At 68.2% G+C, this 20,764-nt stretch carries 17 protein-coding genes; 11 read left to right on the forward strand and 6 right to left on the reverse strand.

Annotated features, from left to right (window positions below; all coding sequences use genetic code 11):
* Window positions 1–2: 2 nt before the first annotated feature.
* On the reverse strand, window positions 3–869 hold the full coding sequence (locus ASD37_RS04360; RefSeq protein WP_056548467.1) for an aldo/keto reductase: 867 nt from the start codon (window positions 867–869) through the stop codon (window positions 3–5).
* 37 nt (window positions 870–906) lie between these two features.
* On the opposite strand from ASD37_RS04360, the gene ASD37_RS04365 reads away from it, so the two are divergent.
* The 6 genes from ASD37_RS04365 (at window position 907) to ASD37_RS04390 (ending at window position 7,326) form a co-directional block, all read left to right on the forward strand.
* Complete coding sequence (locus ASD37_RS04365) at window positions 907–1,404, forward strand: DUF1990 domain-containing protein (RefSeq protein WP_056548472.1); 498 nt, start codon at window positions 907–909, stop codon at window positions 1,402–1,404.
* Between the two features lie 22 nt (window positions 1,405–1,426).
* Window positions 1,427–2,212, forward strand: a complete 786-nt coding sequence (locus tag ASD37_RS04370) for an MBL fold metallo-hydrolase (protein ID WP_056548477.1) — start codon at window positions 1,427–1,429, stop codon at window positions 2,210–2,212.
* 25 nt (window positions 2,213–2,237) lie between these two features.
* Window positions 2,238–2,624, forward strand: a complete 387-nt coding sequence (locus ASD37_RS04375; RefSeq protein ID WP_056548478.1) for a DUF2237 family protein — start codon at window positions 2,238–2,240, stop codon at window positions 2,622–2,624.
* A gap of 134 nt (window positions 2,625–2,758) precedes the next feature.
* Entirely contained in the window at window positions 2,759–3,928 is a 1,170-nt protein-coding gene (locus ASD37_RS04380) for an LLM class flavin-dependent oxidoreductase (protein ID WP_235567962.1), read from the forward strand.
* A 9-nt stretch (window positions 3,929–3,937) separates the two neighbouring features.
* Window positions 3,938–5,311 carry an NtaA/DmoA family FMN-dependent monooxygenase gene (locus tag ASD37_RS04385; RefSeq protein WP_056548480.1) on the forward strand — a complete coding sequence of 458 codons (1,374 nt, stop codon included), beginning with the start codon at window positions 3,938–3,940 and terminating at the stop codon, window positions 5,309–5,311.
* 146 nt (window positions 5,312–5,457) lie between these two features.
* Window positions 5,458–7,326: a potassium transporter Kup gene (locus ASD37_RS04390; RefSeq protein ID WP_082569999.1), complete on the forward strand. Its 1,869-nt coding sequence runs from the start codon at window positions 5,458–5,460 to the stop codon at window positions 7,324–7,326.
* Window positions 7,327–7,332: 6 nt separating this feature from the next.
* On the opposite strand, the gene ASD37_RS04395 is transcribed toward ASD37_RS04390, so the two are convergent.
* Window positions 7,333–8,040, reverse strand: a complete 708-nt coding sequence (locus tag ASD37_RS04395; protein WP_056548485.1) for a TMEM165/GDT1 family protein — start codon at window positions 8,038–8,040, stop codon at window positions 7,333–7,335.
* 519 nt (window positions 8,041–8,559) lie between these two features.
* Here ASD37_RS04395 and ASD37_RS04400 point away from each other — a divergent pair.
* The 4 genes from ASD37_RS04400 (at window position 8,560) to ASD37_RS04415 (ending at window position 15,772) form a co-directional block, all read left to right on the forward strand.
* The gene (locus ASD37_RS04400) at window positions 8,560–10,041 is read left to right on the forward strand and encodes a DUF3375 domain-containing protein (protein WP_056548488.1); all 1,482 of its coding nucleotides are present in this window, start codon (window positions 8,560–8,562) and stop codon (window positions 10,039–10,041) included.
* Window positions 10,038–10,760 (forward strand): DUF4194 domain-containing protein, encoded by a 723-nt coding sequence (locus ASD37_RS04405; RefSeq protein ID WP_056548489.1) that lies wholly within the window; start codon window positions 10,038–10,040, stop codon window positions 10,758–10,760. The genes ASD37_RS04400 and ASD37_RS04405 overlap by 4 nt, the downstream gene beginning before the upstream one ends.
* Entirely contained in the window at window positions 10,753–14,121 is a 3,369-nt protein-coding gene (locus tag ASD37_RS04410) for an ATP-binding protein (protein WP_056548491.1), read from the forward strand. The genes ASD37_RS04405 and ASD37_RS04410 overlap by 8 nt, the downstream gene beginning before the upstream one ends.
* A gap of 151 nt (window positions 14,122–14,272) precedes the next feature.
* A complete protein-coding gene (locus ASD37_RS04415; protein ID WP_056548492.1) occupies window positions 14,273–15,772 on the forward strand; it encodes a multicopper oxidase family protein in 1,500 nt (499 codons plus the stop codon).
* Here the strand turns inward: ASD37_RS04415 and ASD37_RS04420 are convergent.
* From ASD37_RS04420 to cysK, 4 genes are read right to left on the reverse strand one after another with little or no spacing between them, the layout of a single operon-like run.
* Window positions 15,757–16,410 carry a response regulator transcription factor gene (locus tag ASD37_RS04420; RefSeq protein WP_056549815.1) on the reverse strand — a complete coding sequence of 218 codons (654 nt, stop codon included), beginning with the start codon at window positions 16,408–16,410 and terminating at the stop codon, window positions 15,757–15,759. The two genes, ASD37_RS04415 and ASD37_RS04420, sit on opposite strands and share 16 nt — an antisense overlap.
* Window positions 16,407–17,579, reverse strand: a complete 1,173-nt coding sequence (locus ASD37_RS04425) for a sensor histidine kinase (RefSeq protein WP_056548494.1) — start codon at window positions 17,577–17,579, stop codon at window positions 16,407–16,409. The genes ASD37_RS04420 and ASD37_RS04425 overlap by 4 nt, the downstream gene beginning before the upstream one ends.
* A 14-nt stretch (window positions 17,580–17,593) precedes the next feature.
* The gene (epsC, locus tag ASD37_RS04430; RefSeq protein ID WP_056548496.1) at window positions 17,594–18,178 is read right to left on the reverse strand and encodes a serine O-acetyltransferase EpsC; all 585 of its coding nucleotides are present in this window, start codon (window positions 18,176–18,178) and stop codon (window positions 17,594–17,596) included.
* A gap of 7 nt (window positions 18,179–18,185) precedes the next feature.
* A complete protein-coding gene (gene cysK, locus ASD37_RS04435; RefSeq protein WP_056549817.1) occupies window positions 18,186–19,121 on the reverse strand; it encodes a cysteine synthase A in 936 nt (311 codons plus the stop codon).
* Window positions 19,122–19,414: 293 nt separating this feature from the next.
* Here cysK and ASD37_RS04440 point away from each other — a divergent pair, with 293 nt between their 5' ends.
* Window positions 19,415–20,764: an MFS transporter gene (locus ASD37_RS04440; RefSeq protein ID WP_082570001.1), complete on the forward strand. Its 1,350-nt coding sequence runs from the start codon at window positions 19,415–19,417 to the stop codon at window positions 20,762–20,764.

The raw sequence follows: 20,764 nt of genomic DNA on the forward strand, positions 1-20,764 counted from the left end.
TCCTACTGCTCGGGCTTGCTGAGCGCGGCGAACTCCTCGTCGGTGAGCGTGACCTCGGCGGCCGACACGTTCTCGTCGAGGTGCGCGACGCGGGACGTGCCGGGGATCGGGATCATGACGGGCGACCGCTTCAGCAGCCACGCCACGGCCAGCTGAGAGGGCTTGATGCGGTGTTCGGAGGCGATGCGCTGCAGCGGGCCACCGTCGGCGACCAGCGGCCCGGAGCCCAGCGGCGCCCACGGGATGAAGGCGATGTTCTGCGCTTCACAGGCTTCCAAGAGTGGGTCGGCGCCGCGCTCGGCCATGTTGTAGCGGTTCTGCACCGAAGCGATCGGAGTGACCTTCTGCGCCGCCGCCAGCTGGTAGACGGTGATCTCGGACAGCCCGATGTGCCGGATCTTGCCCTCCTTCTGCAGCGCGGCGAGCTCACCCACCTGATCCTCGGCGGGGAACTTGGAGTCGATGCGGTGCAGCTGGAAGAGGTCGATGCGGTCGGTGCCGAGCCGGCGCAGGCTCATCTCCACTTCCTGGCGCAGATACGCGGGGAAGCCGAGCGGCGTCCACTCGTTCTCGCCGGTCCGCAGCAGCCCGGCCTTGGTGGCGACGACCAGGTCGTCGCGATAGGGATGCAGCGCTTCGCGGATGAGTTCCTCGGCCACGTACGGGCCGTAGGAGTTGGCGGTGTCGAAGAAGTCGATGCCGAGTTCGACGGCGCGGCGCAGGACGCGGATGGCTTCGGCACGGTCGTCGGGCGGGCCCCAGATGCCGTTGCCGGTCAGACGCATGGTGCCAAATCCCAACCGATGGACGGTGAGATCGCCACCGATGGTGAACGTTCCAGATGCTTGAGCGACGGGTTGCGTGGTCACGTGATCGACGGTACCGCTGAAATGGCATGGTGGGTTGGTGAAATCGAGCGACCTCGCGGGACTCCCGTTCACCTACCCGGAGGTCGGCGCCACGGCTGGCCCGCCGCCTGCCGGGTACCGGCATCTGAGCGCCTCGGCGGTGATCGGCCATGGGCGGACGAGATTCGAGGAGGCCGCCGCGGAGGTGATGCGGTGGGGCATGCTCCGCGGTGCCGGGCTGCGGGTGGACGCGACGACGGAGGTGGCCGCCGTCGGGTCGGAGGTCGTCGTCGGGCTCGGCCCGGTGCGGGCGCCGTGTCGGGTGGTCCACGTCGTCGACGAACCCAATCGCCGCGGCTTCGCGTACGGCACGCTGCCGGGGCACGCCGAGACCGGGGAAGAACTGTTCGCCGTCCGGTACGACCCCGGCGACGAGACGGTCCACGCCGAGATCAGCGCGTTCTCCCGGCACGGCACCTGGTGGAGCAAACTCGCCGGGCCGTTCACCTCGCTGATGCAGCGGGTGGTGAGCGGGCGGTATCTTCGGGCGCTGTGAGCCAAGGGAGGGTGAACGAATCGTGAAGGTGCACCACCTCAACTGCGGGACGATGGACTCCCCCGGCGCACCGACGATCTGCCACGTGTTGTTGCTCGAGACGGACAACGGCCTGGTCCTCGTCGACTCGGGATTTGGCCTGCGCGACTGTGCGGATCCGCGTCGCCTCGGCCCGTCGCAGCGGGTGATCCGGCCGCGCTTCGACGTCGCGGAGACGGCAGTCCGCCAGGTGGAGGCACTCGGCTTCAGTCGCACCGACGTCCGCCACGTCGTCGCGACGCACTTCGACGTCGACCACGTGGGCGGCATCTCCGACTTCCCCGACGCCACGATTCACGTCACTGCCGCGGAGGCCCTCGGCGCCATGAGGGAACCGACGCGCAGTGACAGGTTTCGCTTCCGGCCCGCCCAGTGGGCGCACGGACCGCACATCGTGGAGCACGAACCGACCGGCGAGAAGTGGCGCGGCTTCGCCGCAGCCAAGGAACTCGACTCGATCGCGCCGGGCATCGTTCTCGTCTCGCTGCCCGGCCACACGCGTGGGCATGCCTGTGTCGCGGTCGACGCCGGCCACCGCTGGGTGCTCCATTGCGGCGACGCCTTCTACTACGAAGGAACCCTCGACGGCCGGTCCCGCGTCCCGTGGGGGCTGAAGGTCTCCGAGAAGCTCGTCGCCTATGACCGAAAGGCGGTGCACGACAACCACTCCCGCCTCGCAGAGCTGTACGCGCACCGCGATCCCAAGCTGTTGATCGTCTCGGCCCACGACCCGAGGTTGCTCGCCAACGCGATCGCCACCGCCGTTTAGCCGGCGGGTGCGCGATACTGACGGCATGCCTGATCGCAACGTCCTCGGTGGCCCTCTGGACCAGTGCGGTACCGATCCGCTCACCGGGTTCCAGCGTGACGGCTGTTGTTCGTCGGGTCCCGAGGACGTGGGCGTGCACACCATCTGCGCCGTCGTGACCTCCGAGTTCCTCGACCACCAGCGCAGCATCGGCAACGATCTGACCACGCCGATGCCGCAATATCGGTTCCCCGGCCTGGTCCCTGGTGACCGGTGGTGCGTCACCGCCCCGAATTGGCTACGCGCGCAACGGGATGGCTTCGCCGCACCGGTGGTGCTGGCCGCCAGTCATGAACGCACCCTCGACGTGGTGCCGCTCGAGGTGCTGCGTGAGCACGCCGTCGACGTGCCCGACGACCTCGGCGGCCTCTAGCTGTCCGGGGTCGGCGCCGTGACTTCGCATCACCGTGCGCCGATCTCTTCGCCTGCGGAAACTCGAGGCCAACACTGAGCCCGCAGGAATGCCCCGAGCGCGCGGGGGCGTTGTGCTGGTGACCGTGACCGAAAGTGAGAACGTCCGTGCCCGGTAGCTCCGATCGACTTCATCTCGCCGTCGCACTCGACGGGACGGGATGGCATCCCGCGTCCTGGCGGGAGCCCGACGCCCGTCCCGCCGACCTGCTGACGGCCGGCTATTGGACCGACCTGGTCGCCGAGGCCGAACGCGGCCTGCTGGACTTCGTCACCGTCGAGGACGGGATGGCAATGCAGTCCGAGCACCCGCTGCGCGTCGACGACCGAACCGACCGCGTGCGGGGCCGCCTCGACGCCACCCTGATCGCCGCGCGGGTCGCACCCCGCACCCGTCACATCGGGTTGGTGCCGACGGTGATCGCCACCCATACCGAGCCCTTTCACGCGTCGAAGGCCGTCGCGACCCTCGACTACGTCAGCTCGGGCCGCGCCGGCGTGCGGATCCAGGTGTCGGCGAACCCCGAGGCCGCAGGGCACTTCGGTCGTCGAACCCTTCCCGACCCCGACTTGCTCAGCGAGGCAGTCGATTACGTCGAGGTTCTCCGCCGGCTGTGGGACAGCTGGGAGGACGACGCGGAAATCCGCGACGTGACCACCGGGCGCTTCGTCGACCGCACCAAACTGCATTACGTCGACTTCGAGGGACCATGGTTCTCGGTGAAGGGCCCGTCGATCACCCCGAGGCCGCCACAGGGGCAGCCGATCGTCGCCGCGCTCGGTCACGTCGACGCGGCGTACCGACTCATCGCCTCGAGCGCCGACGTCGGATTCGTCACCCCGCACGACGCCGCGGAGACGACGACGATCGTCGAGACGATTGCCGGGTACCGGGGTGACCGGTCGCCGGTGCGGGTCTTCGCCGACCTCGTGGTGGTCCTCGACGACACGGCCGCGGCGGCACGATCCCGCCGGGACCGGCTCGACGAGGTCGCGGGACGGGCGCTTCGGAGCGACGCCGAAATCTTCACGGGGACGCCGGCAGAGCTGGCCGACCTGCTGGTGCAGTGGCACGACGCGGGGGCCGACGGGTTCCGGTTGCGGCCGGCGTCGCTGCCGCACGACCTGCTCCAGATCACCGACGGGCTGGTCCCGGAACTGCGTGCCAGAGGCCTGTTCCACGCCTCGTATGCCGGCAACAGCCTTCGTGAGTCACTCGGGTTGTCCCGACCCGCCAACCGGTACTCGACCGCCGCCACCTCTTAGGACTTCGCGATGACCAAGCCACTCAAGCAGATTCACCTCGCCGCACACTTCCCCGGCGTGAACAACACCACGGTGTGGAGCGACCCCGCCTCCGGCAGCCACATCGACTTCAGTTCGTTCGTCCACTTCGCCCAGACCGCCGAGCGTGGCAAGTTCGACTTCATGTTCCTTGCCGAGGGGTTGCGCCTGCGCGAGCAGGGCGGCGAGATCTACGACCTGGACGTCGTGGGCCGGCCGGACACGTTCACGGTCTTGGCCGCCCTCGCCGCCGTGACGGACCGCCTCGGGCTGACGGGCACGATCAACTCGACCTTCAACGAGCCGTACGAGGTTGCACGGCAGTTCGCGTCGCTCGACCACCTCTCCGACGGGCGGGCCGCGTGGAACGTCGTCACGTCGTGGGATGCGTTCACCGGAGAGAACTTTCGTCGCGGCGGCTACCTCGCCGAAGACCAGCGATACCAGCGCGCGGAGAGCTTCCTCGCCGCAACCCACACGCTGTTCGACTCCTGGCGCGGTGACGAGGTCGTCGCCGACAAGGACGGCGGCGTCTTCCTCGACGACGCGTCCGCCGGGTCGTTCGCGTACTCCGACGAGCACTTCGACATCAGCGGCCGGTTCAACGTTCCCCGCAGTCCACAGGGCAGGCCGGTCATCTTCCAGGCCGGCGACTCCGACCACGGTCGTGAATTCGCCGCCGCCTCAGCCGATGCCATCTTCTCCCGGCACGGCACCCTGGAGGACGGGCAGGCGTTCTACGCCGACGTCAAGGGCCGGCTCGCCACGTACGGCCGTCGGCACGATCAACTGCTGATCCTGCCCGCGGCGACGTTCGTGCTCGGCGACACCGACGCCGAGGCGGCGGAGCTCGCGCACGAGGTGCGGCTGGCGCAGGTGTCACCGCAGACCGCGATCAAGTTCCTCGAACAGCTGTGGAACCGCGACCTCTCCGATCACGACCCCGACGGTCCGCTGCCCGCGGTGGACCCGCTGGTCGGCGAGAACACGATCGCCCGCGGCAGGGCCAGCGTGCGGATGCACCGCGACCCCGTCGCGACGGCGCACGAATGGCGGGCCAGGGCCGAGGCCGAGGGGCTGACGTCCCGGGAGCTGATCGTGGAGGTCACCGGCCGGCAGAACTTCGTCGGGTCGCCGCAGACCGTCGCCGACCGGATCGACTACCTGGTCCAGGCCGATGCCAGCGACGGTTTCATCCTGGTCCCGCATGTCACACCCGGTGGTCTCGACGCGTTCGTCGACCGGGTGGTGCCGCTGCTGCAGGAGCGCGGGACGTTCCGGTCCGACTACGAGGGCACGACGTTGCGCGAGCACCTCGGGTTGTCGGCACCCGCCAGGATCGAGGACACGGCGTCCGCCGTGTGAGGCGCAGCTTCCCGCGGGCCGCGGTTTACGATCGGAGTTTGCCGGCCTGAAGCAAGGACACCGCGGTGCAGACGAACTCCGAAGCCAGGACGTCACCTCCTCAGCCGGCTGGCACCAACCACACCCCGCCGTTTCGGGCCGCACTGGTGCTCGGCGCGCTCGGGGTGGTCTTCGGTGACATCGGCACCAGCCCGATCTACACCCTGCAGACGTTGTTCGACCCCGCGGACCCGCACCCGGTACCGGTCAGCGTCGACAACGTGTACGGCATTGTCTCCCTGATCTTCTGGTCGGTGATGATCATCGTCACGCTGACCTACATCACCCTGGTGATGCGGGCCGACAACGACGGTGAGGGCGGCATCATGGCGCTCATCACGATGCTCAAGCACGGGGCGGCGTCTCGTGGTCGACGGACCGCGGCGGCACTTGCGGCGCTGGGGTTGTTCGGGGCGTCGCTCTTCTTCGGCGACAGCATGATCACCCCGGCGATCTCGGTGCTCTCGGCAATCGAGGGCATCAAGGTCGTCACCCCGGATCTCCAGGACTGGATCGTGCCGATCACCGCGGTGATCATCGTGTGCCTGTTCATGGTTCAGCGCCACGGCACGGCCAAGGTGGGCCGATTCTTCGGCCCGGTGATGATCCTGTGGTTCGTGTCCATCGGCGCCTTCGGCGTCGCGGGAATCGTCGACCATCCGGAGATCCTGAAGGCGATCTCCCCCACCTATGCGCTGTCGTTCGTGTTCGGGCACTTCCACATTGCGTTCTTCGCGCTGGCGGCGGTCGTCCTCGCCGTCACCGGTGCCGAGGCGCTCTACGCCGACATGGGTCACTTCGGTCGACGGCCGATCACGCTGGCGTGGCTCTTCATCGTCCTGCCCGCGTGCGTGCTCAACTACTTCGGTCAGGGCGCGCTGATCATCGGCGACGAACGCAACATCAGTGCACCGTTCTTCCTGCTGCTCCCCGGGTGGGCGCGGCTGCCGATGGTGTTGCTCGCCACCGCGGCCACCATCATCGCGTCCCAAGCCGTGATCACCGGGGCGTTCTCGGTCGCCTCGCAGGCCGCGAAACTCGGGCTGCTTCCCCGGCTGCGCATCGTGCACACGTCGGCATCGGCCTACGGGCAGGTGTACGTTCCGGCGATCAACTGGATGTTGATGGTGTCGGTGTTGATCCTGGTGTTCGCCTTCGAGAGTTCGGCCAAGCTCGCCTACGCCTACGGAATGGCGGTCATCGGGACCATCACCATCGTCACGCTGTTGTTCTTCTACCTGGCCAGGACGCGGTGGGGTACGCCGCTCTGGATGGTCGTCGTCGGCGGCGGTGCGCTGTTGCTCGTCGACGCGCTGTTCCTGGCCGCCAACCTGACCAAACTGGTGCACGGGGCCTGGCTGCCGCTGCTGATCGCCGTCGCGGCGTGGACGGTCATGATGACGTGGGAGCGTGGGCGCATGCTCGTCACGGCGGCGCGGGAACGGGCCGAGGGCCCCTTGCCGGAATTCATCGCCGGGCTCTCGCACTACGAGCCGCCCCTGTCCCGGGTCCCCGGCACCGCGGTGTTCCTCAACCGCGGGATGGAGACGGCACCGCTGGCGATGCGCGCCAACGTCGAACACAGCCACGTGCGCCACGACCACGTCGTGATCATGACCATCGAGACCGAGCCGGTGCCGCGCATCCCCGAGGACCAACGGACCACCGTCGACCCGCTCGGATCCGGCCAGGACGGAATCGTGCACGTGACGGCACGATTCGGCTACATGGAGCCCTCGGACGTCCCCGCAGCGCTGCGGCTGCTCACCCCGGAGGAGACCGAAGGGCTGATCGACGTGGACACGGCGTCCTACTTCTTGTCCAAGCTGGAACTCGACACCGGACCGGAGCCCACCATGGCGCCGTGGCGCAAGCGGTTGTTCATCGCGACGTCCTACCTCACGGCCGACGCGGCAGACTTCTTCCACCTGCCCCACGACCGGACGGTGGTCATGGGTTCGCGCATCGAATTCTGAGGTCTGTCAGGAGTTCTGCGGAACCGGGGACGGTTGCGTCCGCAGCACCGGAGGGCGCAACCGTTCCGGCAGGGCCCGCAGGATCAAGGCGACCACCGCGACGGCGCCAAGCGCTCCCGCGACGATCAGCGCGACGGGCATCCCAGGGAAGACGTTCTCCAGCAGCATGTAGACGCCGAAGAGGAGGAACAGGGCGGCGGCAGAGATCTGAATCAGCCTCTCGGGCAGGTGCTTTCCCGCGACCGCGCCGACCACGATCGCGAGCCCGTCGGCGGCGACCATGCCGAGGGTCGAGCCGATCCAGACGCCGATCCAGTCGTGATCGGCGGCGAGGGTGATCGTCGCGATCATCGTCTTGTCGCCGAGCTCGGCGAGCACGAAGGCGGACATGACGACGAAGAACGCTGGCGCCGTGGCCTTTTGGGCCCGGGTGGCGTCGGCGTCGGTGAGCTTGTCGCCGCGCAGGGTCCACATGGCGAAGAAGACGAACATCGATCCGGCGATGATGCCGAGCAGATGCGTCGGCAGGGCGGCACCGAGGTAGTGACCGATGGCGACCGACAGGACGTGCACGAGGGTGGTCGCCGCGGTGATCGCGGCCAGCACCACCCACCACTTGTAGCGAAGCGCGAACATCATCGCCATCAGTTGAGACTTGTCGCCCATTTCGGCGACGAAGATGACGGCGAAGCTGAGCAGCAGAGCGGCGAGCACCCATCACTCCTTGATCGGTGGGTGTCGCGGGGGTACGTATTACGTGCCTCCGGCCGACGAACCCAATGGTCACAGCGGCCGAAGGTCTCGCCCACCGGTCGGTGGACCGGTCCTGGCAACCGGGCGGCGCGAGCGCTGCCAGCATGTCGACTGCCAGATTGGGGGCTACTCCCCTTCGTTGCCGCCACGGTACCCGTCGGCCACCTGGCGGCGCAACTCGCTGTGATCGAAAACCCAACGCCCTCAATAAGTTTGGGAACCACGGCCAAAAAAGTTCGGCCACCCGGATCTCGGCGGTCGGCAAAGCCGCAACGGCCGTCACGGCCACGGTTCCGCCGGACTTCGGGAGCGGTCACGCACGTGCTCGGTGGGGCTACTGCGACGGCTGAGACCCATGTGGCGCAGACTGGCACGACGGTCGGCCCGCGCCTGCGCGTCCCGCGGAGCCCCGTCGGCGGCGTGCCCTATCTTGAAGCCCTATCTTGGACCGTCGACGGAAGACAACGAGGAGGACATCAGGTGGACGACGCCGCGGCTGCATCCTTCGCGTCGGCAGCCGAGCTCCTCGACGTCAACCGCGACATCCAGGGTTCGCCGACCATCCGACTGTTGGCGACGCTCAACCTCGGGGTGTACGGCACGTTGATGGAACGCCACCTCAGCGACGGCGTGGTCGGCGAGACCGACCTGGTGGTCCGACTGGAACGCGACCTCGACGAGCTGGGCCGCCCGGGCGGCGAGCAATCCGGCCTCGCCCTGATCAAGTCGTGGGCCAGCCAGGGGTGGCTGCACCGCGTCGCCGACCAGCGCGCGGGCGTCGAACGCAACCTCTGCTACCTGACCCAGGACGCCCGCCGGGCGTTGGACTTCCTCCGCAGCATGCGTCGCAAGGACACCATCGCCACCGGCGGCTCCATCAACGGCATCGCCTCGCGGCTCAAGCAGGTGGCCCTGCGCGTCGGCAACGACCCCGACCGCATGCGGGCCAGCATCGAATCCGAGATCGCCGCGCTGCACGTCGCGCTGGAGGCCCTCGAGCGCGGTGACGACGACGTGGCCCGTCCCGAGCCCGACCTGACCGACGTCTACGACGAAGCCCGCGCCATCGCCCTGCAGATGGAGCGGCTGATCACCGACATCGGCCAGTACGGAACGATGATCGAGCAGGCCACCGCCGCCCTGGACGAGCCCATCGACACCAATCTCGAGTACCGCGACCGGCAGCGCCAGATGTACGCCGACTACCAGGCCGCCTGGGACTCCAAGGGCCGCGACTCGCACCGCGCCTTCCTGCGGATGATCAACGACCCCGATCAGCGCGCGGAATTCGAAGCCGACGTCGCGGCCGTCGCCGAGGCGCTGCCTGCGCTGGACCCGGCCCTGCGCAGGGTGATGGCCAGCTTCTTCGAGTTGGTCGGGCACCAGATCGACGAGGTCGAACGCATCCAGCAGCGCTGCGCGCAACGGGTGAAGAGGTTCACCGCGTTCGGCACCCTCGAACAGAGCCGCGGCGTGGCCCGTCAGCTCAACGAGGCCATCGGCGCCGCGCGCGCCCTGCTGAAGTCCTCCCTGACCGACTCCCGGATCGACCTCGAGTTGCCGTTGGCCCGGCACGCGATCAGCTCGGTGGGTGCGCTGAGCTTCCGCATCGGCGACCTGTCCAACCCGCGACCCGCCCAGACCGCGAGCACCGACGTGGACCTGTCCAGCTTCTCCGCGCTCACCACGCAGGTCGACGCACCCGCCATGTCCGAGCTCATCAACACCGCGATCACAGAAGGCCCACTGTCCTTGCCCGCCGCCGTCGAGATGCTCGACGCCGCGTACCTGGGCCACGTCATCGTGCTCTGGTCCTGGGCACTCAAACAGCCCGACACCGTCGGGGCGTCCGAATCCGTCACGGTCCGCTTCCAGTCCCTGGACGGACGCGACCGTGAAATGGAGGTTCCACACCTGATGTTCACCGAACCGATCTCCAGCCTGCTGGGAGCAGCGTCGTGAGCCCGGACGAACCTGGCGCCCATGACTACGCCGGGTTTTCGTCGCTGCCTGAGGTCGACCAGGCCGCCCGGGCACCACACCAGCGCAAGCCACGCTTCGACGGCGACGTCAGCGAGCTGCCCGACCGCGCGTGCTGGGCGTTGCAACACCTGCTGACCCGGCGCTACATCAGTGCCGAGACCGAGCGCGACCTCTACACGTGGGTGCTGGAGTACCGCAGTCAACTCACCGTCCGACTCTCCGAACTGGACCTCGTCCTGAAGGTGATCGAGGGGGTCTCCGAGGCGGGTGACGTCGCGTTCGTCGAACAGGCCCGGTACGAATCCGCACGCGGGGTCAAGCTGTTGCGCCGCGAACCGCTGGGCACCTACGACTCGATCCTGGCTCTGCACCTGGCGCAGATGATGCGCGCCTCGGGCGACCAAAGCGTCCTGATCAGCCGCGACGAAGTGCACGGCTTGTTCGCCGGCGTGCTCAACGACGTCGACCGCGACGTCGTCACGTTCACCGCCAGGATCGACGGCGCGATCGCGCGGCTGGCCTCCTTGGAAATTCTGCGCAAGAGTCGCGACGACGAGGACAGCTACACCGTCAGTCCCGTCATCACCGCCGTCATGACGGCGTCGGTGATCACCGAATTACAACAACAGTTCGAGTTGCTCCTCAGCGGTGGCAGCACGGGTCTGCCGAGCGAAGTGGACGTGACACTCGATGTCTGAGCAATTCCACCTGTCCCGCCTTCAGGTCGTCAACTGGGGCGTGTTCGACGGGTACCACTCCATCCCGTTCAGCGAAGGCGGCGCCTTGATCGCCGGTGCGTCCGGCAGCGGCAAATCGTCACTGCTGGACGCGATTTCGCTGGGATTCCTGCCGTTCAACAGGCGTAACTTCAACGCCTCCGGTGACAACTCCGCGGCCGGCTCCAGCGCGGGGCGCCGCACCGTCGACAAGTACGTCCGCGGAGCCTGGGGGCAGCGCAGCGAGGCGGGCGCCAGCAAGGTCATGTACCTGCGCGGCGACGGCGCCGCATGGTCCGCCGTGGCGGTCACCTACACCAGCAACACCGGCCGCGCGGTGACCGGTCTGGTGCTGAAATGGCTTACCGGAGAATCGCGTTCGGACTCCTCGAGCCGGTTCGTCCTGGCCGACGGCGACCGCGACATCGAAGACGTCTGCAACCGGTGGGCCTCGAGCCGCTTCGACGCGGGCGTGTTCAAGGACAATTGGCGCTTCTCCACGAAGGTCGAGTCGCAGTATCTCGCTCAGCTCTACGCGACCATCGGCATCCGCGCCTCCGACGCCGCCCAGCAGCTGCTCGGAAAGGCCAAGTCGCTGAAGAGCGTTGGCGGACTCGAGCAGTTCGTCCGCGAGTTCATGCTCGACGAGCCCGCCAGCCTCACCCGTCTTCCCGACGCACTCAAGCAGATCGACCCGCTGGTCGACGCCCGCGAGTTGCTCGCCGTCGCGCAGCGCAAGCGAAAGATTCTCGGCGACATCGAGAAGATCCAGTTGCGCTACGGCTCGGAGTCGTCCGACCTCGGCATCATCGACCTCGTCGACGCACCGATGGTGAGGGCCTACACCGACCACCTCCGGCTGGCACAGGCACCGACGCAGATCGACCAGCTCGACACCACCATCGACCAACTCGGCAACGAGTACGAGGACGTCACCCGGTCGCTGAATCTCGCCAAGGCCGAAGCTGATTCGCTCAACGCGCAGATCAGTGGGTCCAGCTCCAGCATCGGGCCGCTGCAGTCCCAGGTCGCCGCGGCCGAGGCGCAGGCCGAGGAGGTCTCCCGCCGCAGGGCCGCCTACGAGGCGATGCTCGCTCCGCACGACGTCGACGTCCCGGACACCGCCGACGAGTTCTGGAACCTGCGTGAGGAACTCAGCGCCCAGGCCAACGAACTGCTCGCCAAGCTGGACCGTGGCCGGGAGGCCTCCACCGACGCCGAGTACGCGCAGAAGCTCGCGAGGATCGCCCGCGACGACGCGACCAAGGAACTGCGCCGGGTGGAGCACGTCGGGTCGGCACTGCCCGAGTCGGCCATCACCATGCGCGACCACATCTGCGCCGCGGTCGGCGTCGAGTCGAGTGAACTGCCCTACATCGCCGAGCTGATGGACCTGCGGCCCGAACACAGTCGCTGGCGCGTCGCGGTGGAGAAGGTGCTGCGCGGCGTGGGACTGCGGCTGCTCGTACCCGACAGCCACCATGCGGCAGTGCTCCGATTCGTCAACGACACCAACATGGGCGGGCGGCTGCAGCTGCATCACGTCCGCGCAAAGTTCGTCGGCGCGCCACCGGTGGACGCCGAACCAAACACGTTGGCGGGCAAGCTCTTCGTCGTCGACGCCAAGCACCCCTGTGCCGCCGAAGCGGCCGACGTCGTCACCGCCGCCGGCGACCACGTCTGCGTCGACGTCCCGGACGTCTTCCCCCGCTTTCGGCGAGCGGTCACCGACACGGGCTTGTACAAGGACTCCGACCGGCTGTCGATCAAGGACGACAGGCGCCCACTTCGACAGGCCGACTACATCTTCCAGGGTGACGTCGCAGCCAAGATCGACGCGCTGACCGTCGACTTGGCCGCCGCCGAGGAGGCCTACCACCAGGCTCGCAGCGCCGCCGACGCCATCGCCGCGGAACGCCAGCAGTGGCGCGACCGCGCCGCGGCGTGCAAGGCGATCTGCGAACAGTTCCCACAGTGGAACCAGGTCGACACCGAGTCCGCCGACGGGCACGCCGAACGGCTCCGCGACCAGTACGAGCTGCTGATCGCCGAACATCCCGACATCGAGGCCCTCAACGCGCGGGCCGACGAGTGCTGGGACCAGATCCAGTCGCTCATGACGCGCCGCGGGACGATCCAGACCCGCCGCGACGACCTCGACTCGAGGCGGACCCGGCTGCTCGAACTGGTCGAACGCCTCACACCGGCGTTCGTGTCGGAGCCGTTGACCGACCTGCTGAACCGCTACGCGAGCGACGTGCCGGTGACGTTGGAGCTGCTCAACCCCGAACCGCACCGGGATGCGGTGTTCACGGCGATCCGCCGCGAGCGGGAACAGCTCCGCGAGAGTCGCAGGCGTTCCTACGACGAGCTCGCCCGCATCCTCAACACCTTCGACACGGCGTTCCCCGACGCCATCCCCAACGACAGCGACGCCTTCGACGAGCGCGTGCACGACTACGTGGCGCTGTGTCGCCACATCGACGAGCGCGAGCTTCCCGAGGCCTACGAGCGGATGATGCGGCTCGTCACCGAGCAGGCACCCGATGCGATCCTCACCCTGCATCGGGTCGCGGAGCAGGAAACGCGGCGCATCAGCGAGCAGATCAAGCGGGTGAACACTGGCCTCGGTGCCGTGGAGTTCAACCGCGGCACCCGGCTGACGCTGCGGGCCACCCCGCGCAGTCTGACCGCCGTCGCGGAGCTCACCGACATCGTGAAGGCCATCTCACGGCGAATCGCCGAGGTCGGACTTGGCGACAAGCAGGCGATCCTCGACCAGTACGCCGACATCCTGCGACTGCGCAACCGACTGGCGTCCACCGCGCCCGAGGACAAGGCGTGGACCCGCGACGCGCTCGACGTGCGCAACCGGTTCACGTTCGACTGTGCCGAGTGGGACACCCATACCGAGGAGCTGATCCGCACGCACAGCAACGCCGGCGACAACTCCGGTGGCGAGCAGGAGAAGCTGATGGCCTTCTGCCTCGCCGGTGCGCTGAGCTTCAACCTGGCGAATCCCGAAAGTACCGACAACCGGCCGGTTTTCGCACAGCTGATGCTCGACGAGGCGTTCTCCAAGTCCGATCCGCAGTTCGCGCAGCAGGCGTTGCAGGCGTTCCGCAAGTTCGGCTTCCAGCTCGTCATCGTCGCGACCGTGCAGAACGCCACCACCATCCAGCCCTACATCGACAGCGTGGTGATGGTGTCCAAGGCCGACGCCACCGGCCGCAACGCCAGGCCGGTCGCGACGGTCGCGACCAAGACCATCTCGGACTTCACCGCACTGCGGCAGGACATGATGGCCTCGGCCGCCGCGGCACGGGTGCCTGCAACCGTCTGACTCCCGGGTACCAGAACGATTCACTCGACGCAAGGGCCGGACGGAGGAGTCGGGGCCGAGAATCCGCGGCCCGTCGACTGATTCGGTCGGCGCACCCACACCGAAGACTCGAAGGGTCAGCTCGACGACCCCCAGCCTTCGGAGGAAAACCGTGCCATCCCCCTCTCGCCGACGATTCCTCATCGGTCTCGCGGCGAGCCCCTTCGCGTTGTCGTGCTCGGCGACGGCAACGCCGCGCCCACCGACGGACGACGAGGTCCGTCGCCGCCCGCTGCCCATCCCACCGCTGGCGGACTCGACCGTCGACGGCGACGGCACCAGAACCTTCAGGCTGCGGGCCGCACCGGGCGCTACCTCGATCGTCGCCGGAACGACCACGGCCACATGGGGTTACAACGGCTCGATTCTCGGACCCACCCTGCGTGCGCGTGACGGAGAAGCCGTCGCAGTGGAGTTCGAGAACGCACTGCCCGTCCCCACCACCGTGCACTGGCACGGCATGCATCTGCCTGCCCGGTGCGACGGCGGCCCGCATCAGACCGTCGCCCCCGCCGGACGCTGGCGCCCGGCCTGGACGATTCGACAGCCCGCGGCCACGCTGTGGTACCACCCACATCCGCACGGCGAGACGGAGAAGCACCTGTACCGGGGACTCGCCGGCCTGTTCATCGTGGACGACGACGCCTCACCGGAGGCACTGCCCCACGACTACGGCATCGACGACATTCCACTGATCATTCAGGACCGCAAGTTCACCGGCACCGGCGCTCTTGACGAGTCCGATGCGACGGACGTCGGCCTGCTCGGCGACACGATCGTCACCAACGGCATTGCGGGGGCTTATCTTCCGGTGCGGTCGGAGAGGATTCGGCTCCGCATCCTGAACGGCTCCGGCGGCAGACTGTACAACCTGGGGTTCGCCGACGGTCTCGAGTTCCACCTGGTCGCCAGTGACGGAGGCCTGCTGGCCGAGCCGGTCTCCGCCCGACGCGTTCAGCTGAGCCCCGGTGAGCGGGTCGAGATCGTCGTCGCGGTAAGCCCCGGGATCCCGGCGTTGCTGCGGTCCTTCCCGATCGAGGATCGGGCGGGCCTGCCCTCCCGGAAGGCCCACCGGTTCGGCGTCGACGACTCCTTCGACGTCCTCGAGCTCCGGCCGCACCGGGCACTGGTCGCGAGCGCAGCCCTGCCTGCGATCCTGACGCACCTCCCCGAGCCCGCGACATCTCCGACGCACACGGCGAGGTCGTTCGATCTGCAGTGGCACATGATCAACTCTTCTCGGATGGACATGGACCGCGTCGACTTCTGCAGCACGGTCGACACCGACGAGATCTGGGCCGTGCGCAACGTCGACGACTGGCCACACAACTTCCACGTCCACGACACCCAGTTCCGGATCCTCGACGTCGACGGGAAACCGCCCCCCGCCGCGCTGTCGGGTTACAAGGACACCGTGTACACCCCTCCGGGACAACGGTTTCGGCTCGCGCTTCGGTTCTCGGAATACACCGACCAGACCAACCCGTACATGTACCACTGCCACCTCGCCATGCACGAGGATCAGGGGATGATGGGCCAGTTCCTCGTCCTCGCACCCGGCGACGAGCCGGCGCCGAAGCAGATGGAGATGCCCGGTCACGCCATGCGCTGAAACCCGTGGACTGCCAATTGAACTCGGTTGGCCGATCCGGTCTTCTCCATCAGGTTGGCGACGTGGGTCTTCACCGTGGTCACGCCCAGATGGAGTCGATCGGCGATCTCCTGGTTGGACAACCCCTCGACGACCAGGGGTAGGACGTCGAGCTCCCGTGCGGTGAGCGGGTCTGCGGGTGGTCCGGTGGGCGTGGCCGCGTCGGCGGCCTCGGCATCGGTGGCCCTGGCGACCAACCGCCGCAACAGGTGCGGCGACAGCGAGTAGTCCCCACGCGCCGTGCGACGGATCGCGTCGACCAGCTCCGCCGGACTGGTGTCCTTGACCAGGAATCCCGCCGCGCCGGCGGCGAGCGCCGGATACAGGTGGGCGTCGTCGTCGAAGGTGGTGAGCGCCAACACCTTCGACTCCGGCCGGGCCGACGTGACGAGGCGAGTGGCTTCGATGCCGTCCAGCCCCGGCATCCTCAGATCCATCAGGATGACGTCAGGAAGCAGTTCGAGTGCAGACTTCACCGCCTGCTCGCCGTCGGAGGCCTCCCCGACCACGTCGAGGTCCGGCGTCGACTCGCACAGCATGCGCAGCCCCGCCCGAACCAGCCTCTGGTCGTCGACGATCAGCACGCGGATCGCCGTCATCGCGGCACCTCCGCGGAGGTTGGGGACGTCGGCAGCCACGCCTCGACCACCCAGTCGCGTGAAGTCCGCCGGACCTCGAATCGGCCGCCGACGCGGTCCAGCCGTTCCGTCATCCCGATGACCCCGTGCCCCTCGACCGACGTCGACGAGCCCGGCACGACGCCACTGACGACGCGAACCGAGACGCCGTCATCGCGTCGCTCGACGTCCACCTCCACGGGCGTCGACGGATCCGCGTGCTTCATCACGTTGGTGAGCGCCTCCTGCGTCACGCGCAGCAGGGTGAGCCGCGCGATCGCATCCAGTCCGACCGGTTGACGGTCGATCCGCGAGACGACGGTGAACCCGGCGGCACGGGCCCGCGCGACGGCGGCGTCGACCTCGGCCCACACCGCCCCGGGTTCGATCATGGCGATCTCACCGAGAACCGGATCACGCAGCGCTGTCTGCAGCCGGCGGATGTCGGCGAGCGCGTCCGCGGCCGTGGAGTGCACGTCGGCGAGCACCGTGACCACCCGCGGATCCAAATCCTCGAGCACGTGCTCGGCGACGCCAATCCGCACCACGATCGACGCCATGTGATGCGCGACGAGGTCGTGCAGCTCGCGCGCCATGGCCGTGCGCTCATCGGCGCGTACGGCGACTTCCCTTGCCAGCCTTCGAGATTCGGCATCGGCAACCCGCTCTCGAAGGGTGGTCGCAAGGCGCCGCTGGCCACGAAGATAGAGGCCGAGCAGAATCGGCAGGCCGACACCGGCGACGAGCGTCACCGCGTTGGTGGCACTCCAAAGAGCGGCGTGGGCGTCCAACCAGTTGCCCAGCAGCAGTGCCGCCAACCACGCCCCCGTCACCACGACGACCGGCCGGTTCCGGTCGCTTCGCGCCGCGACGTCGGCGACGGCCACGGCGCCGAGGTAGGGCACCAGGCCCGACACACCCCAAGCCTCGGCGGCGAACAACGGCACCGCCAGTGCCGACAGCAGAAGCGACGCCGCGACGGGCCACCACCTGCCCGCGGCGAAGGTGACGGCGGCCGCAACCGCGAGTACCCAGTAGGCGGCCGATACGTGGAACCGACCGGGGAACGTGCTCGCCGCCAACATCACCGGCACCAACAGCAGTGGCGCAAGCCGCATGCCCCACCAGACCCGGGCGGCGTGCGACGTCATCGCAGGCTCGATCTTCAGATGTACATCGCGGGGTCGATGTAATACGTCGGGTCGACGCCCTCTTCCCGCTGCTTCTCCGTGCGTACCCGCACGACGGCGGGGATGCCGGTCGCGATGGATCCCGCGGGCACGTCGCGCGTCACGACCGCGTTGGCCCCGATCGCGCTGTCGTCGCCGACGGTCAGCGGGCCGAGAATCTTGGCGCCCGCGCCGATGGTGACCCGATGACCAATCGTGGGATGGCGCTTGACCTGTTGCATGGTCCGACCGCCAAGCGTCACACCGTGATAGATCATGACGTCGTCGCCGACCTCGGCGGTTTCGCCGATCACCACGCCCATGCCGTGGTCGATGAAGAACCGCCGCCCGATGGTCGCCCCGGGATGGATCTCGATGCCGGTGAGGAAGCGCGTCAGCTGCGTCAGGATTCGGGCGGGCCCGCGCAGCGCCGGCTTCGCCCACAGTCGGTGGGCTAGCCGGTAGGACCAGATGGCGTGCAGTCCGGAGTAGACGAGGGCGTTCTCGACGTCCCCGCGTGAGGCGGGGTCGTGCGCCCGGGCGTTCCGAAGGTCCTCGTGCAGGGTCGACAGCAGGGTCACGTGGCGGTCAATCCCTGATGTGGTCGAACAGCACGGTGGAGATGTAGCGCTCGCCGAAGTCGCAGACGATCGCGACGATCAACTTGCCGGCGTTCTCCGGCCGCTTCGCCAGTTCCAGTGCCGCCCAGATGATGGCGCCAGAGGAGATGCCGCCGAGGATGCCCTCCTCGGTGCCGAGTTCGCGCGCGACCCTGACGGAGTCGTCGAGGGTGACGTCGATGATCTCGTCGTAGCTCTCGCGGTCGAGGATCTCGGGGATGAAGTTCGCGCCGATGCCCTGGATCTTGTGCGGGCCTGCCTCGCCCTTGGTCAGCAGCGGTGAGTCGATCGGCTCGACGCCGACGATCTGCACGCCGGGCTTGCGGGCCTTCAGGACGGGTCCGACACCACTGATGGTGCCGCCGGTGCCGATTCCGGCGACGAAGATGTCGACCTTGCCGTCGGTGTCGTCCCACACCTCCTCGGCGGTGGTTACCCGGTGGATCTCCGGGTTCGCGGGGTTGGCGAATTGGTTGGCCGCCACCGCGTTCTCGGTTTCGGAGATGATTTGCTTGGCCCTCGCCACGGCGCCGGCCATGCCCTCGGACCCAGGGGTGAGGACGATCTCGGCGCCGTAGGCGCGCAGCATCACCCGGCGCTCGGTGGACATGGTCTCCGGCATCGTCAGGATCACCTTGTACCCGCGCGCCGCACCGACCATGGCCAGCGCGATGCCGGTGTTGCCGCTGGTGGCTTCGACGATCGTGCCGCCGGGCTTGAGCTCTCCGGACTTCTCGGCGGCGTCGATGATCGCAACGCCGATGCGGTCCTTGACGCTGTTGGCGGGGTTGTAGAACTCCAGTTTGGCCACGACCTGCGCGCCGAGCCCATCAGTCAACCGGTTCAGCCGGACGAGCGGGGTGCGCCCGACCAGCTCGCTGACGTTCTCGTAGATCCTGCCCATGGCTGACCCTTCGTCGTGGCCGGTCGGCACCGGCACCTCGTTCGAGTTTATGCGTGCTCCCCAACACCCGCGGGTGCGGCCACCAGGGCACGCATTCACCCCCACAGATTGGTGCCAGGCTCGGCGCGTACGTTCCTCTGTTGGCGGGCATCCGGATCACGTTGCGCGGGTCGTGCCGGCACGGGACCAGAGGAGCTTCAGGCGTTGAGTACACGGACTAGTCGACTGTGACCGCGACGTCGACTACCGCGGTCGGATTCCGGTCCGAACGCGGACCTCTTCTCATTTCGGTGATGCTGAGCACGGGCCTGGTGGCCGTGGACTCGACGGTGTTGGCGACGGCGGTGCCGTCCATCGTCGGCGAGTTGGGCGGCTTTCACCAGTTTCCGTGGCTGTTCTCCGCGTACCTGCTCGGCCAGGCCGTCACCACGCCGATCTACGCGAAGCTGTCCGACGTCTTCGGCCGCAAACCGGTCATGCTGTTCGGCATCGGCCTGTTCCTGCTCGGGTCGATCCTCTGTGCCGTGTCGTGGAACATGCTGGCCCTCATCGCGTTTCGAGCGGTGCAGGGCCTGGGTGCCGGTGCGGTGCAGCCCACCGCGATCACCATCGTCGGCGATGTCTACACCGTGGCCGAGCGCGCCAGGGTGCAGGGCTACCTCGCCAGCGTGTGGGCGGTGTCCTCGGTGGTCGGCCCCATGCTCGGCGGAGCGTTCTCGCAGTTGGGGATCTGGCGTGGCGTGTTCCTGATCAACATCCCCCTGTGCCTGGTGGCGGCCTGGATGTTCAACCGGCACTTCCACGAGACGGTCACGCGGCGGCACCGGTCGGTCGACTCCCTTGGCGCGCTGCTGCTGGCGTCGGCGATGACGGCGTTGGTCCTGGGCGTTCTCGGCGGCGGTCAGAGTTGGGCCTGGAAGTCGGCGCCGAGCATCGGCGCGTTCACGGCCGGTGTCGTGTTGCTGGTGGCGTTCGTGTTGGTGGAGCGTCGGGCGCCCGAGCCGATCATGCCGCTGTGGGTCTTCTCCCGTCGGCTGCTGTGTGCGACGACGATCGTGGCATTCGGCGTCGGCGCCATTCTGATGGGGCTGACCTCCTACGTCCCAACCTTCCTGGAGGGCTCCCTCGGGGTTGAACCCATCGTCGCGGGCCTCGCGCTGGCCGCGTTGACGGTGGGCTGGCCGGCGACGGCGAGCATCGCCGGAAAGTTTTACTTGCGTTGGGGTTTCAAGAGGACTTCGGTCGGCGGCGCGGCGTTGGTGATCGTCGGGGCGGCGGCCTTGGTGGCGACGGTGCACGCCCCGAACGTCGCCTTGACGGCGATCGCGTGCTTCGTCATCGGTGGCGGCATGGGGCTGCTGGCGGTGCCCACGTTGATCGCCGCCCAGTCCAGCGTCGAGTGGGACGAACGCGGCGTCGTGACGGGAAACAACATGTTCGCCCGCTCGTTGGGCAGCGCGATCGGGGTCGCCGTCTTCGGTGCGATCGCCAACTCGATCTTCGGCGCGGGCGACATCCACGCCATCGGACCGGACGCCATCCAAGCCGGCTCCGCCGCCGTGTTCGTCGGGGTTCTGGTGGTCGCGGCAATCACTGCGGTCGCCGTGGTCACGATGCCAACCACACCGCCGGCTGTGGGGTAG

Source organism: Mycobacterium sp. Root135 (assembly GCF_001426545.1).
In the GTDB taxonomy this organism is placed as follows: Bacteria; Actinomycetota; Actinomycetes; order Mycobacteriales; family Mycobacteriaceae; genus Mycobacterium.

Excerpts from the sequence above, each read along its gene's own strand:
- ASD37_RS04375 (WP_056548478.1), top strand. The coding sequence starts at position 2,238 with ATGCCTGATCGCAACGTCCTCGGTGGCCCTCTGGACCAGTGCGGTACC.
- ASD37_RS04385 (WP_056548480.1), top strand. The coding sequence starts at position 3,938 with ATGACCAAGCCACTCAAGCAGATTCACCTCGCCGCACACTTCCCCGGC.
- ASD37_RS04410 (WP_056548491.1), top strand. The coding sequence starts at position 10,753 with ATGTCTGAGCAATTCCACCTGTCCCGCCTTCAGGTCGTCAACTGGGGC.
- ASD37_RS04420 (WP_056549815.1), bottom strand. The coding sequence starts at position 16,410 with ATGACGGCGATCCGCGTGCTGATCGTCGACGACCAGAGGCTGGTTCGG.
- ASD37_RS04425 (WP_056548494.1), bottom strand. The coding sequence starts at position 17,579 with ATGACGTCGCACGCCGCCCGGGTCTGGTGGGGCATGCGGCTTGCGCCA.
- cysK (WP_056549817.1), bottom strand. The coding sequence starts at position 19,121 with ATGGGCAGGATCTACGAGAACGTCAGCGAGCTGGTCGGGCGCACCCCG.
- ASD37_RS04440 (WP_082570001.1), top strand. The coding sequence starts at position 19,415 with ATGCTGAGCACGGGCCTGGTGGCCGTGGACTCGACGGTGTTGGCGACG.